This is a genomic window from Acidisphaera sp. S103 (assembly GCF_009765975.1).
Classification (GTDB): Bacteria; Pseudomonadota; Alphaproteobacteria; order Acetobacterales; family Acetobacteraceae; genus Rhodopila.
Genome location: NZ_LMUJ01000104.1, coordinates 14,992 through 29,079 on the forward strand (window position 1 = coordinate 14,992; position 14,088 = coordinate 29,079).

Here is a 14,088-nt window from a genome sequence, read left to right on the forward strand (position 1 = left end):
ATCGCAGAATGCCCAACATTACCCGCCGCGCCGCGATTGCCGCGGCGAGCGCACTGCCCGTGGTCGCGCTCGCACCGCGCATCGCACGCGCCGAAACCCAACTCGACGTCACGGTAAACGGCGGCACTTTTCTCGACGGCTGGCACAAGACCGTGATTGAGCCGTTCGAGCGTGCCAATCCCGGCGTACGGATCCGCGTGGTTGAGGGGCTGACCTACCAGAGCGTGGCGCTCATGCGTGCGCAGAAGGGCAGTCCGACCGTAGATGTCATCATGATGGACGATGTCGCGGCGACTGAGGCGGCGGGCGAGGGGCTCGTGCATCCGCTGAGCCTCGACACGGTGCCGAACCTGCAGCAGATCTATCCAGACTTTCGTGTAGCGGGTGATGCCTATACGAAAATCTACTACGTGCCGGAAGTCATCGCGTATAATACCGAACTGGTGAAGACGCCGCCCACCTCATGGCAGGACCTGTGGGACGCAAAATACAAAGGGCGGCTGGCTGTCTATAATCTCGACGGCGCGGTCGGCATGATGTTCTTCCTGATAGTCAACCAGATGGCAGGCGGAACCATCGAGAATGCCGATCCAGGCTTCGCCGCGATGCGCAAGCTGAAACCGGACGTGCTGACCTATCCGACACAGCACGCGCAGGTCAGCCAGCTCTTCACACAAGGTGACATAGTAATCGCCCCATGGGTGTCGGACCGCGCGAATACGCTCAATGAGAGCGGCGCTCCGATCGCCTGGACCATGCCGAAGGAGGGATCGGTAATGGCGGAGGGCACGCTGGCAATTGCGAAGGGCACCAAAAACCTCGATATGGCGTTAAAATATGTCAACTTCGCAATTGGGGCCGGCGTGCAGGCCGACAATGCGCGGACATTCTTCGTCGCTCCGGTCAACCAGCAGGCGACGTTGGACGAAAAAACACGACGTATCGTGCCGAATGGAGCAGAGGCGCTGAAGCTGATCCGGCGGCCTGACTGGAAAAGCGTCAATCAGCACCGAGCACAGTGGATCGACCGCTGGAACCGCGAGATCATCGGCTGAAACGTTCGGGCGCGCGGCTGGCCCCCACAGCATCCGGTCCGAGGTGCAGGCAGTCGGCCGAGACGAGGTCGTAGGGGATCATCAGCACCTCGCTCTGGTCCGGCGCGGCGACCTGCCAAAAGGCTTGCAGCAAGTTCGTGATCGCTGGGCCGTACGCCTCATGCGCGACGCGCACGGTGCCGAGCCAGGGTGCCAGGAATTCGTTGACCGGGCTGCCGTCGAAGCCGAACAACGTGATGTCGCGTCCCGGCTGAAGCCCGACTTCCCGGCCGGCACGGGCCACGCCATAGGCAATCTCGTCACTCGTGCAGAAAATCGATCGCGGCGGTTCCGCGCCTGCAAACAGCGGCTTGCTCCGAAGATAGCCTTCTTCCTTGCTGAAATCCGTCAGCGGAACGCAGGTCACCGCGCCGGGACATTGCGCCGTGGCGCGGAAGCGCTTGACGAAGCCACACACGCGTTCACGCGTCGCTGAGGAGGCAAGCGGACCATGGACGACGGTGACCGGCTCCAGCCGATTCGCTACAAAGTAGTCGGCGACAGCGGCGGCAGCGGTCAGGTTATCGGTGCCGATGAATGGGGCATCCAGTTGGCCGGGAAAGCGACGGTTCACCAAGACGATGGGCTCAGCGTTCTCGACTGCGTGGCGCAGCCCCGGGCTCTCCACCGCACCCAGGAGAACAATGCCGCAGGCGAGCTGCAGCCGCATTTCCCGCAGCACTTCATCCTGCCGCGTGGGAGACTCGTCAGTCGTGCACAGGACCATGATCTTGCCATGCTCTCGCAGCGCCCGCTCGAGTGATCCGGCGATAGCCTGGTTGTAGGTGTTGAACCGATCGGGGATAACGAGCGCCACGATCTCGCTGCGCCCGCTCCGTAAGGCACTACCGGCGCGCGAGGGGACGTAGTTGAGCTTGTTTATCGCCGCCTGAACGCGGCGGCGTGTCGCATCCGACACCTTCCCAACCTGGCCGTTGACGACGCGCGAGACCGTGGCTTTGGACACGCGTGCCAGCTCCGCCACCACGTCGATCGAAGGCGAGCCCTTTAGTCGGTGCTGCAACGACACGTATCCACCCCCGTAAGTGCGCCGAAATGTCACGTGCGGCGGTTCGGATATGCTGCCTGCCCACGGCAAACACAAGCACGAGTCCGTTCCTTTATCAGGTTCAGATTCCGACGCGCATCATGGATGCAATTGTCTTTCGTGACTCTGCCCCTCATCGAACTCCCGGCCTACCGATCTGAACCGGTACTGCGTCGGCAGCGACCGCGGCGATATAACGGCGAAGCAACATGGGAGACAGTACACCCGGTTCGCCTTCGGCGAGCGATGTCCCGCGGGGACGAGGTTCGAACGACTGCGTATAACGTCCTGCACGTCGGTCCCTGGGCCGGCACAGAGTGCGCCATAAAGATGCAGCGTCCGGCCTTCGCACCCGATCATGAGGCGGCCCGGTGCCGACCTCGAAGAGAAGCACGAGCTCCGCGACGACGGGATGCGCGGCGAAGAACAGGCGATTGACCCGGCCGAATCCCAACCATGCGCTGATCTGGTCACAGGCCGAGTTTGCCGGCAGGGCTGGTTTGACCGAGCTTGGCCCGCCGGACGTAGCTGCGCATTGTCGTCAGGCTGCGGTGGCGCGTGTGGCCCATGATTTCTTCATCCGGGACGCCATTGCGATACGCAGTCGTGACAAAACCGGCGCGCAGACCGTGCGGGCTGATGGGCTCGAATAGCGTCCCCTTCAGTCCCGCCCGGGCGGCGCGCTTCAGCAGGATCTGCCGGACGGCGTCCGGACTCAGCCGGGCCGCCTCCACCATGCCGCCGCGGTTGACCTTGCGGAAGAGGGGGCCAGCGGTGATTTCGGCCGTAGTCAGCCAGGTTTGGAGGGCCGTGACAGGGCAGGTCTCCTCGGACCGGCCGCGGGGAATTGCGATTTCGGCGCCTTCGCCCGCTTTGTCGGTCTTGGAGCGTTCGATCAGCAGCTTCAGACCGTCGCCGGTCCAGGTCGTCTGCTCCATGTCGAGCCCGACGAGTTCAGAGCGGCGTAGGGCACCGGCAAAGCCGATCAGGAGCAAGGCGCGGTCGCGAGCGCCAGCGAGATCGGTTCCGCAGGCGCGGCTTAGCTTCCTCATTTCTGCCGTGGTGAGCGCGGCAGAGCGACGCGCCGGCGCCCCGTGCTTACGCCCAATGCCGCGGAGCGTCTCGCGGATCGCCGGGTGCTTGGTATCAAGAGGGTGGCCTGCCACGCCGCAAGCGCGGGCTATGGCGGCGACGCGACGGCGCAGGGTTGGCATCGCATAACCTTCGCCGGCGGCGGCCAGGTAGGCGCCGACAATCTCGGGGGTGGCCGGCATCGGCGTAAAACCGTGTCTGCCGCACCAAGCCTCAAAGTTGGCAAGGTCGGTGGCGTAGGCTCGCAGTGTTGCTGGCGCGTCAGCGGCGTCCTGGTAAGCCTGGGATTTCGCGATGGCCAAGGCGGCGCGCGCTGTGGGCGGCTTGACGCCATCGAGACGAGCAATCTGGCGCTTACGGGCTTCAGAGAACGGGTTTGCCATCGGTCGATGGATAACAGGTTCCTATACGTGATAACAACCATTCCCGCGTGTTATATTCGCGATTTCGGGGGCACAGGGACCGCTTTGAAATCCCAATGCCGCCAAGTCTGCATTGAACTCCACCGCACGAAGTTGACCTTGGCGCCGGTTCGCCAGCGGTTTTAATTCGCGGCCGGGCCGAAGCTCCGCCGAAATGGTTCTGTCGCAAAGCTCCATTTCCGGCGTAAATCGCAACGACTCAAGCAAATCAAATTAGTGAAATATCATTCCGTAGCCGCGATGGAAAGCCGACCTTGCGGCAAATCCCCCGAGCCACCGGGAAGGCTGCTGAGATGGGTTGCCGAAGCGTCGTGGAATATCTCGATCTCGCACGGACCCGTTGGTCACAAACCCAGCCTGAGTGCCGCTCAGCCGCGCAGGCGGTCCGTGCGGGCGGCTTTCCCGGCGTCCACGCGTAGTCGCAGTTCCTTCCCCGCCTTGAAGAAGGGAACCGATTTTTCCTCCACCGAAACCGTTTCGCCATTGCGCGGATTGCGTCCCACGCGCGGGCCGCGCTGCCTGACGGTAAAGGCGCCAAAGCCACGTAATTCAACTCGATCGCCGCGCGCGAGTGCCAATTTTATGCCATCAAAAATGGTCGCCACGATGGTGTCGACGTCCTCATCACGAAGCTGCGTATGAGCAGCCGCTAGCTCTGCAATCAGTTCTGATCTGGTCAAGATGCTTGCTGCCGTCTCAGTTAGTCGGACCATTTCATGCCGCCGTGCGATCCCGGATGCCGCTTACACGGCCTCCTTGAGTTCCTTGGCTGCGTGGAACGTCACCTTCTTGCTGGCCTTGATCTGGATGGGCTCGCCTGTTGCCGGATTGCGGCCCGTCCGCGCGGCTCGCGTTTTGACCTCCAGAATACCGAGGCCGCTCATCCGAATTCTAGCGCCCTCTTTCAAATGCGTGGTCATCGCGGTCACGAAGTCCGCCAGTAGGCCAAGTGCCTGCTTCTTCGGCAGTTCGTGAGCTTCCCCAAGTTGCTCGAACACGACCTTTAAGGTGACGACGGGTGCGGCAACCGCCTTGCGCTTGGGGGCTGCGACGGCCGGCTTTTTCGCCGCTGCCTTCTTCGCGGGCGCATTCTCGGCAGGCATCTTCTTCGCGGACGCTTTCTTGGCAGGTGCAGGACGGGTGGCCATGTGCGACTCGCTCTTGGTGAGGTGATGACCGGATCACGATTATCGGACGGACCGCAAGGTTTTTTCGCCGTTGCGCCGACTCAGCGGTCACCAGACCAAGGCGCGCGGCCCCAGCGTTATAGCTCTCCGGGTTTTGCCATACCACGTGATCTCGATCTCCTTTCCGCTCGTTCCCGCCAACTCGCGGATTTGATGCCGCTGCTCCGCACTGTCGTAGGAGCGCGCCCTCCGTTCCAATTTTGACCGGATAATGTACGTTATGTTAAGTGGAAATCGTTTCTGTCGATATATACTAGATTTTGAGCGCTACCCCTGAAAGTGGTTATGTCAAGTCGTGGCGTGACGGTGCGTCGCCCAACTGCGGAAACCAGGCGCAGAGCCGTTCATCCAGGTCGGGCAGCTGCCAGTCGCCATGTTGGGCGGCGCTCCGTAGCCGGTAAGCCACACCGATCCGGCGTGGCGCGCTGGACCGCTTGCGCAGGCAGGCTTTCACCTCGGCCGCCGCTCCATCGGCCGTCGAAAACGACCGCGCCTTGACGCGACCGAACGTGCCGATCCGGCCGTAGCTCATCTCCACCAGCCAGGCCCCGAACAGATCGGGGCTCACTGCGATCTCGTAGGCCCGATGACAGCGATGTGCCGGCGACCGGGCCTCCAACTTGATGCAAAGAGATGTCATCGACGCCGTGTCCCGTGATGCGGTTGTTGTTCGTTGCTATCGGGGCGGGAAAGAGAGGCTTGTATCGAAGGGCAGGATCACCGCCGACGGCAGTTCAAACCGCCCTCCCCGGCCCGGCAGATCGTTTTGGTACCATACGGATGGGACCAACCCATCCCTCTGCATGGTCAGGTCCTGGGAATACGCGGGGTCGGACGACAGCCCATAGTAATCACGCCAGAGACCGATCCGCGCCTGCATCCGGGTCAGGCTCGTCGTTCGTCGGGCCCGCATCGGCCCCCTGCCCTCCTCCGGCCACGGCACCTCGACGACGACTTCGCCGTTGGTCTCTCGAGCGAGCCGGCGCTGCAGATAGCTCGCGCCAAACGGTCCCACGACACCGTTCTGGCCGAGCCCCACCAGCGCCTGAACCTGTGCAGCCAGGGTTCCCGAGGGTGCCCCATCCCGAAACCAGCATCCGACCTGCTGAGCGATCAGATCCTCAATGCCAACGACCTTCAACGAAGCCTCATCCACTGGTCCTGACGGGTCGAGATCAAGAACCACGACCAGCATGTTTGACTGCTCGGCGACGCTGGGCGCTGCGCGGGCCTCAATCAAGTCGATCCCGATCTCGAGGTCAGGATGCCACAGACCCCGCTCGGCATGGCGCGGACGATCAGACCAGCGAAATCCAATGGCAAACAGTTCGGAAGTCAGCAGTCGTGCGTCGGATCCGACCACTTCTATATCCGCCGCCGGCCATAGACCGCCGGTATAGAGCTCCACCGCGGACGCACCCCACAACACTGGATCTGGTACGCCGAAGGGCAGCCGCGCGCTGGCTTGCGCCAACAGCTCCAATGCGCTGAGAAAATTGTTCCGCCAGGGCGTTCGATGCCGTGCCTGCTGCATGGGCCGATTCTACACACACAACGAATCGCGAGGGAATCGTCAATTTTCGAAAATCAACAAAAATCTTCGCAGTTTTGGTGATTGCTCGGTCATGGCTTTTATTCCTCAATTCGAAGGCACATCACGTTCGATAGACTGGCCGCTGGTATCTGGACCGTAGGGCAGTCACGGATGCAACATCTAGGCAGGTGTGAGCTGTGCTCAATCGGTGCCATCCGGCGAGGATGACCATCTTCGTGGCAGCGGTCTCTCCCCTCAGGCCACGGCCGTCTGTCCCCCAACATCGCTATAGTGTGCGGTGTCCCCGGCAGAGTTGCATCTCCATCCGTCCAGCGAACCCCAGTCCCGGCCTTGAACGCATGGAATCGTTCTACCAGTAACGGATCGACTGCCAGGACATCGCGAACCCCGCCACCGTCGCCCGCTACATCAGCCGCACGGACCCGAGGGCCCGCGGCAGCGCGAACACAAGCGCATCCCCGTCCGCTGGGATGCCACCACCCACATCCCATCCACCAACGGGCGCGGATCGGGATCCTCCGTCAGCGGCACCGAGACCAGGTCCCAACCCCGTCCACCAGCCGCCGCCACACCGCATCCACCACCGGCCCCGTTTCAGCCACACCTCGCGTCGCCAGCGCCCGCCTACCGGCCGCTCCGATGTACCGGCTCGGTCAGCGCAACATCACCTGAGCGGAGGCCCAGGAAAGCCTCGGATCATGGCATGGGGGGTGGCTCCCCTGCCCCCAAGGTCGATTCGGGGGCTTGCGGCCGGCCTTAGAGATGGTGCGGGGATGGGGTACTATCCCATCCCCGAGCAGGAGGACGGTGGATGCGCAAATTTTTTGGCCCGATGGGCACTATCCATCGTCTCGTCGTCGAGAGCGAAGTCCTGAAGGAAAACATCCTCGGTGATCCCACGGCACGCGTCGTCGATGTCTACGTTCCCGCCGGACACGATGGTCGCGGGCTGCCTCTGCTTGTTGACCTGGTTGGCACAACCGCCAGCGGCCTGTCCCACACCAATTGGAGCGCTTTCCAGGAAAATATGCCCGAACGGCTCGATCGCCTTATTGGTGAGCATCTCATGCCGCCGGTCATCGTCGCCTTTCCCGACTGCTTTACCCGTGTCGGCGGCAATCAGTATGTCAACTCGGCCGCCACGGGTGCCTGGGAGGACTTCCTCATCGACGAGATGCTGTCAGTTATCGAGCGGCGGTTCGGATGCGGTGGCAAAGGTCGGCGCGGGGTTTTCGGGAAGAGCTCCGGCGGTTACGGAGCCATCACGCACGCTTTGCGCCACTCGGACGTATGGGCGGCTGCGGCGTGCCATTCCGGCGACATGGGCTTCGAGCTGTGCTACCTGCCTGATATGCCTGCGACCCTGCGGACGCTCGCCGGTTCCAACAACTCCATCGAAAAATGGTGGCGCGGGGTCGAGGAGGCCAGGAAAAGGCCGGACGGCATCTTCACCGCCCTGAACGTGCTGGGGATGGCAGCAAGTTACGATCCAGATCCATCTAAATTCCTTGGCATGCGGTTGCCTGTTACATTCGAAACCTGCGAGGTAATCGAGGAGAGATGGACGAATTGGCTGCGCCATGACCCGGTTGTTGCGGTTGAGACGCTAGGTGGCAATTTGCAAAACCTGAAGGCTCTTTATATCGATTGCGGTGAGAAGGATCAGTTCAACCTGCTCTACGGCGCTCGCAGGTTTGTGCGGCACCTCGACCGGCTCGGCATTGCTCACCGCTACGAAGAGTTCGCGGACAATCACGGCGGAGTCGATTATCGAATGGACGAAAGTCTGCCGTACCTCGTTCGTGCATTATCGGCCTGATGCCAGGTCCGCGCGTGGCATCCCGCAAACGGGTTGGAGACCGTCCAGAATGTGGGGGGAGAAAAAAGCCAGCAAGTCATTGCAACATTGAGCATCCCGCTTTCCCAGCGCTCGACCCCGTCGGGTGGCGGAGCCCCAGGTTCTGGACGATCTCATGCGGGCCGGAGGGCCGTTTCGTTCTGGCGTGGATGCGGCGGTTCTCACCTTGATTGTCGCTGAACAGGAATGGCTAAAGCAGGCCTTGACCGCCACTGCGCGCGCCAGCACGGGGAATCGCAGGTCGGGACGACGGGATGGCCGTTTTGATCGAACAACAGGATGGCGGTTTGGATGAAGCCATTTTCCTGATGAAGGGCCGTCAGGCGTCGCACGGCTCAGAATGCTCTTTCGCCGCGGCCTCATCGGCGTCATTTCAACCGCCGCCGCTGCGTTGCTCGGCCAGCAGCGCCTGCATTTGGCAGCGGTAAAGAGCCCAGACCTTATCGCGTAGGTCGTCGATGAGTTCGAACACGGCAAGCGCCTCTTCGGGCGTCCAAGTGCGTGGGATGCCAACGGTGAGCGGGCGCAGATGCGCGGGCCGCGAGGCAGTGTCTGGTGGCTTGCTCACGACTTCGCCCCGCGCCGCCGACGGGCGCGTTGCTCGGTGCGGTCGCGGGCTTCCTTGAGGCGATAGGATTCGCCATCGATGGCGACGATCTCGGCGTTGTGGACAAGACGATCGACCAGCGAGACCACGCAGGCGGCGTTGGGGAACACCTCACGCCATTCAGCGAATGGGCGATTGGTGGTGATCAGCGTGCTTTTGTTCTGATACCGCCGCGAGATCAGCTCGAACATCAGATCCGCGTGGCGATTGGAGTAAGAGAGATAGCCGACTTCGTCGATAACCAGCAGCTGCGGACGGGCGTAATGTCGCAGGCGGCGGCGCAGCGCGGCATCGCTGTCCAGTGCGGCGAGATCGCCAAGCAGTTGGCCAGCGCTGGTGAACAGCACGGTATGGCCCTCGATCAGGGCCTGGTGCGCGATGTTCTGTGCCAGCATCGACTTGCCGACGCCGTTCGGGCCGACCAGTACCACATTGGTGGCGTCGCCGAGGAACTCGAGCGTCATCAGCGCATCGACGACGACGCGGTCGCAGCGCTTGGGCCAGTTCCAGTCGAAGTCGCAGAGCGGCTTGAAGCGACCGATGTGAGCGGTGCGCAGCCGTCGCTCCAGACTGCGGCGGGCGCGTTCCTGCTCTTTCCAGCTAAGCAGCGTGCTCACCCAGGCTTCGCCGGCGACCTCGCCCCAATGCGCCAGCAGCCCGTGCAGGTTGAGCGCGCCGGCGCGGGCCTGCTGTGTGTCGTGCTCAGTCATCACGCGGCTCCTTGAGCTGGACAGCGTTTCGGCGTGACAACTCGCGTTGTCGAAACGCTAACTGGTCATAGGTTTCCAGTGCATGCGGTCGCACCGGCGCATCGCGCGCCTGAACATGCGCCGGCAGCACGAGCGCAACGGGAGGGACATCGCCGTTCTGTTCGCGCGAGCGTTCGAGGGCGAGGCGCACCGCGTTGGGGTGCGGCACGTCGCGCACCAAGGCCTCGAGAATGGCGTCCTGCAATGCAGCGGCACCGTAACGTTCAAGCAGGCGCAGCAGGCCGACAGTGATCGCGCCAAGATTGGCGCCACGCTCGGCGGCCCGCATCATCAGGGTCTGGCTGGCTGGTGCGGCCTGGGCCAGGCGATCGGTTCCGCGATGCTGGTGCGCTGCGTGCTTTTGCTCGACCAGCGCCTGGATGTGAGTGGCATCCTCGATCTGCGCGCCGCGGTCGTAGCTGCGCCGGTGGCGGGCGAGCACCTCTGCACCATCGACGATGCGTACCTCGTGCGGATCGGCGAGCACGGTCAGGATCCGCCGGACATAGGCATACGGAACCGAATAGTCGTTCAGATCGAAGCGGACGTATGGCGTCTTACCGACCGACACGGCGACATGCTCAAGCACCGGCGCCGAGGTGTCCGGCAATGCGAGCAGGCGCGGTCTTTCTTCATCAAATACCGCGCGGACGGTGCGCTCGGGTTCGTCCGGGCAGCGTCGATCGCCGGCGGGACCTATGCACCAGGCCGCGGCCTGGGCGTTGAGGTCATCGAGATCGGTGAAGGTGCGTGCGGCGAAGAACGCATCGCGCACGTACCGGATGGCTCTTTCCACGCGGCCTTTTTCGTTGCCGCGTGCGATCGCTACGGGACGCGGCTCGTAACGATAGTCTCCCGCAAAGCGCAGCAGTGTTGGATGGAAGCGGATCGCATCGCCGCGTCGTTCCAGCACGGCGCTCTTGAGATTGTCGTAGAGCAGAACACGTGGCACGCCACCCCAGGCGGAGAACGCAGCGACATGGCCACGCAGGAAGCTCTCCATGCGGGCATCGAGAAAGAAGTGCAGGAAGACCTGCCGCGAGTAGCTCAGAACCATGACGAACGCCATCAGCGGGCGGCGCGCTCGACCAATCTCAAGGTGGCCGAAGTGAGCCCAGTCCACCTGTCCTTGTTCGCCCGGCAGACAACGCAAACGTAGATAGGCCTCGGCCTTGCGGCGTGGCCGATGGCAGGAGATGAGATGACGGAAGTGATCCGCCCGGCCCTGGTAGCCGCGTTCGCGGACCATTCCATACAGCCGGCTGGCCGTCAGCGTCGGGAACGTCTCCAGCGTCTGACGGATGAACGGCAGATACGCGTCAATCAGGGACTTTCGCGGCGGCGGCCCGAGCTTCGGCAAGCCGGCCTGCGCAAGCACCCGCCGCACCACGCCGTTATGGATGTGCAGCTGACGCGCGATCGTGCCGATGGTCCATTTTTCGGCATGGTAGAAGGGGGTCCGGTAGCAACGGAACCGAAAGTTCGATTCAGCCGTCGTCATCGCGGGCAGTCTTCGGATCGCGCAACGGCCGCAGCTCTCCGCGAGCGACCGTCTCGGGCAATGTAAAAGCATAACGGCCAAGCATGTTGATATGGTCGAAGCCCAGTGGGGACAGGCGGGCGACGTCTTCATCACGAACGTCGTGGCCGCCGGCGCGGAGCTGGTCCAGCGCCGCATCCATATAAATCGTGTTCCAGAGAACGATGACGTTGACCACGAGGCCGAGGGCGCCGAGCTGGTCTTCCTGACCTTCGCGATAACGCTGCCGCAACTCACCACGCTTACCATGGAACACTACGCGGGCGAGTTGATGGCGCCCCTCGCCGCGATTGAGTTGCACCAGGATTCGCCTCCGGTATGCTTCGTCTTCGATGTATCGAAGAAGGTAAAGCGTCTTCACGAGCCGCCCCACCTCCTCCAATGCGCGAGCGAGCCGGGTTGGCCGATCTTTGGTTTGCAGCGTGCGGATCAGACCCGAGGCCTGGACGGTGCCGAGCTTAAGAGAGCCCGCCAGCCGCAGCAGATCTTCCCAATGATCATTTATCAGCGTTGTGTTGATGCGTTGCGCGGCCAGGGCGTTCAATGCGCCATAGTCGGCCTTCTGATCGACGCGCCAGAAGCGCGATCCGCCGATGTCGGCGAGACGCGGACTGAACTGATATCCCAGCAAATGGAAAATGCCGAACATCGTGTCGGTGTAGGCCCCGGTATCCGTCATGATTTCGGTCGGTTGCAGTTCGGTCTGTTGTTCCAACACGACAGAGAGCAACACTAGGCTGTCACGCAAGGTGCCCGGCACGGTGATGCCGTTCAGGCCGGTGAACTGGTCGGAGACCAAATTGTAGAACGTGACCCCGCGCTCCTGCCCGAAATAACGTGGGTTTGGCCCGGAATGAACCGTGCGAATCGGCACGACAAAGCGAACCCCGTCGGCGGACGCCACGTCGCCGCCACCCCATGCATGAGCGAGGGCGATCTTGTTTTGAGCGGCGACAAGCGCCGCGTTGGCACGGGTCAACGTTTCGGCGCGGATATAATTTTGCCGGACCCAACTCAGTCGCGAGCGGCGCAACGCGGGCGTGTCCAATCGAATCAACGGTTCGAAGCCGGTGTTGCAAGCCTCCGCCAGCAGCACAGCACAGAGGCTGGTGGCGACATCGCTCGCGCGTGCACCGCCTTCGCTGGCATGGGTGAAGCCGCTGGCAAAGCCGGTGCGCGCATGCATCTCCAACAGCAATTCCGGCAGGTCCACCCTGGGCAGCCGCGCCGCGACCGCCGCCTTGAGCGCGATCAGGCTCGGTGGTTCTTCCAGCCTATCGAGAGGGGACAGGACCAGTTCGCTGCCATCGACCGTCACATCAGCGATTTCCGGCAATTTCGCCGCCGTATTTTGATAGGCGGCGTCGACCCGTGCGGCGAGACGCGCGACCTCGGCGGATGCATCAGTCGAGAAGCCAAGGGTACGGCAGATGGCAGGTCGGGCCGCTTCCCAGGCCGGTCCGGTCAGCAGGCCAAGACGGGGGTCCGCGTATCGTATGCTTGGCGAAACAAAAAGATCCCGCCGCCGGATCGCCGTGCGTATGCCCTCCAACAGGCAAAGACGATACGCGACCTTGTCGATTGATCCATCCGGCGCCCTGATCTGGCGCTTCCATCCTGGCGGTGCGAATTCGAGCGGTGCAGATGCCGAGGGATTCTTTCCGTCGTCGGCACGAAGGTGACGAACCGCATCAAGCACCGATTGACCAGCGGGGGCGGCACCGAACGACAGAGATCGGAGCAACGCCGGCACGAAACGCAGCTTGCGGTGTTGAGCCGCAACTCGGTGAAATAGAGATCGCCCGTGGGCCGTATAAGCAAATCAATCTGATCGAGGGCCGCCGCGAATGCCTCGCGAGGCACGGCGGCGAAAGCCCTTTCCCGGACCGCCGCATCCGCGACCGTATCGTCCATCAGGACGCCGCCGGCCTGGCGTAACTTGAGCGCGGCGGCATCGAGATCACGGATGGTGCGCAGTCTCGCCCGCTTACCGACCGCCGCCGCGTCGGCGAAGACCTTGGTCACGACTATGTCAAGCAGGTCGAGCACGTCGTCCTGCGCGCTGGCTTCAAGCGTGCGAACGAAAGCCAGCAGCGTGGCCATGCGGCGCTCTACTGGCATTCGGGCCACCGCCTGAGCCTTAGCGACTGTCGCGAAACGAGCAAGCGCCGTCACCCGGCCCGGCGGAACATGAGCGACGGTCGGCAAACCCGCCGTTAACAGACGGACCTCGTCGAGTCGCTCGATCGCACGTGCCAACTCGGCGCCGCTGCGCAGATAAGGCCCATCGCGGAGGCGATCGAGTGGGCTCGGCCGTCCTCCCTCGCCAGCGAGCAGCAGGGCATCGAGTTGCTCCCGCTGCGCGCGGGTGATGTCGCGGGACAGAGAGCGCCATAATCGGTGCGCGGCCCGATCCCGAATCCGTGCCACCAGCCGCTCAAGGGCAGAGGCACCCGGCAGCAGCACTTTCTCGGTTACCAACCACGCTGTCGCTCGGTCGAACAACACGCTTGGCCTGTCGGTGCCGGTCCAACACAGGGCATACAACCATCGCGCCAGGCGAAAACGCATGAATGGGTCGGTGAATTCGCGATAACCGAGCCTGCCCCGTATTTCACGCGCGTGCTGCCAGCGAGCGCGGCCTTCGCGATAGACGACAACACAATCCGGTTTGCCAATACCCAATTGCTGCGCCAGATCGGCGATGACACCGGATGGCACTCCGGCGAGGTCGTCGAGGAAGGTGCCGAGGAACCGCACCGTGCCGAGTTGGACGGCAAACCCGAGCCGCATGTGATCCCAGCGTTTGGCCATGACCAGCTCGCGATCTGCGTCATCAAGGTGAAAATAGCGCGCGAGTTGGTCCGTGCTGGGTTCCCCGGCATAGCGGCCATATCGCCGCTCCTGCTCGGCGGTGAGGAACGAAACCGGCATCG

Annotated in this window: 11 protein-coding genes and 1 pseudogene; 3 read left to right on the top strand and 9 right to left on the bottom strand. The window is 63.0% G+C overall.

Features of this window, described 5'->3' with window-relative positions; all coding sequences use genetic code 11:
• Positions 1-8: 8 nt before the first annotated feature.
• On the top strand, positions 9-1,055 hold the full coding sequence (locus GSQ89_RS34485) for an ABC transporter substrate-binding protein (protein WP_158932642.1): 1,047 nt from the start codon (positions 9-11) through the stop codon (positions 1,053-1,055).
• Here GSQ89_RS34485 and GSQ89_RS34490 read toward each other — a convergent pair.
• The 6 genes from GSQ89_RS34490 to GSQ89_RS34515 all read right to left on the bottom strand — a co-directional run bounded on the left by GSQ89_RS34490 (position 1,045) and on the right by GSQ89_RS34515 (position 6,377).
• A complete protein-coding gene (locus GSQ89_RS34490) occupies positions 1,045-2,124 on the bottom strand; it encodes a LacI family DNA-binding transcriptional regulator (RefSeq protein ID WP_158932643.1) in 1,080 nt (359 codons plus the stop codon). The two genes, GSQ89_RS34485 and GSQ89_RS34490, sit on opposite strands and share 11 nt — an antisense overlap.
• A gap of 488 nt (positions 2,125-2,612) precedes the next feature.
• Positions 2,613-3,617 (bottom strand): site-specific integrase, encoded by a 1,005-nt coding sequence (locus GSQ89_RS34495; protein ID WP_158932644.1) that lies wholly within the window; start codon positions 3,615-3,617, stop codon positions 2,613-2,615.
• 407 nt (positions 3,618-4,024) lie between these two features.
• Positions 4,025-4,336, bottom strand: a complete 312-nt coding sequence (locus GSQ89_RS34500; protein ID WP_158932645.1) for an integration host factor subunit beta — start codon at positions 4,334-4,336, stop codon at positions 4,025-4,027.
• Positions 4,337-4,399: 63 nt separating this feature from the next.
• On the bottom strand, positions 4,400-4,804 hold the full coding sequence (locus GSQ89_RS34505) for an HU family DNA-binding protein (protein WP_305782267.1): 405 nt from the start codon (positions 4,802-4,804) through the stop codon (positions 4,400-4,402).
• Positions 4,805-5,126: 322 nt separating this feature from the next.
• Positions 5,127-5,483, bottom strand: coding sequence for a WGR domain-containing protein (locus GSQ89_RS34510; protein WP_158932646.1), 357 nt, complete (start codon positions 5,481-5,483; stop codon positions 5,127-5,129).
• A gap of 36 nt (positions 5,484-5,519) precedes the next feature.
• Entirely contained in the window at positions 5,520-6,377 is an 858-nt protein-coding gene (locus GSQ89_RS34515; RefSeq protein ID WP_158932647.1) for a hypothetical protein, read from the bottom strand.
• Between the two features lie 832 nt (positions 6,378-7,209).
• On the opposite strand from GSQ89_RS34515, the gene GSQ89_RS34520 reads away from it, so the two are divergent.
• Both GSQ89_RS34520 and GSQ89_RS34525 read left to right on the top strand, forming a co-directional pair.
• A complete protein-coding gene (locus GSQ89_RS34520) occupies positions 7,210-8,217 on the top strand; it encodes an alpha/beta hydrolase family protein (protein ID WP_158932648.1) in 1,008 nt (335 codons plus the stop codon).
• A gap of 293 nt (positions 8,218-8,510) precedes the next feature.
• Positions 8,511-8,684, top strand: a complete 174-nt coding sequence (locus GSQ89_RS34525; protein WP_158932649.1) for a hypothetical protein — start codon at positions 8,511-8,513, stop codon at positions 8,682-8,684.
• Positions 8,685-8,820: 136 nt separating this feature from the next.
• On the opposite strand, the gene istB is transcribed toward GSQ89_RS34525, so the two are convergent.
• The 3 genes and pseudogenes from istB to GSQ89_RS34540 form a co-directional block, all read right to left on the bottom strand.
• Positions 8,821-9,573 (bottom strand): IS21-like element helper ATPase IstB, encoded by a 753-nt coding sequence (gene istB / locus GSQ89_RS34530; protein ID WP_158932650.1) that lies wholly within the window; start codon positions 9,571-9,573, stop codon positions 8,821-8,823.
• The gene (gene istA / locus GSQ89_RS34535) at positions 9,566-11,113 is read right to left on the bottom strand and encodes an IS21 family transposase (protein WP_158932651.1); all 1,548 of its coding nucleotides are present in this window, start codon (positions 11,111-11,113) and stop codon (positions 9,566-9,568) included. The genes istB and istA overlap by 8 nt, the downstream gene beginning before the upstream one ends.
• Positions 11,100-14,086 (bottom strand): annotated as a pseudogene (locus GSQ89_RS34540) (Tn3 family transposase). The gene istA and the pseudogene GSQ89_RS34540 overlap by 14 nt, the downstream one beginning before the upstream one ends.
• Positions 14,087-14,088 lie beyond the last annotated feature (2 nt).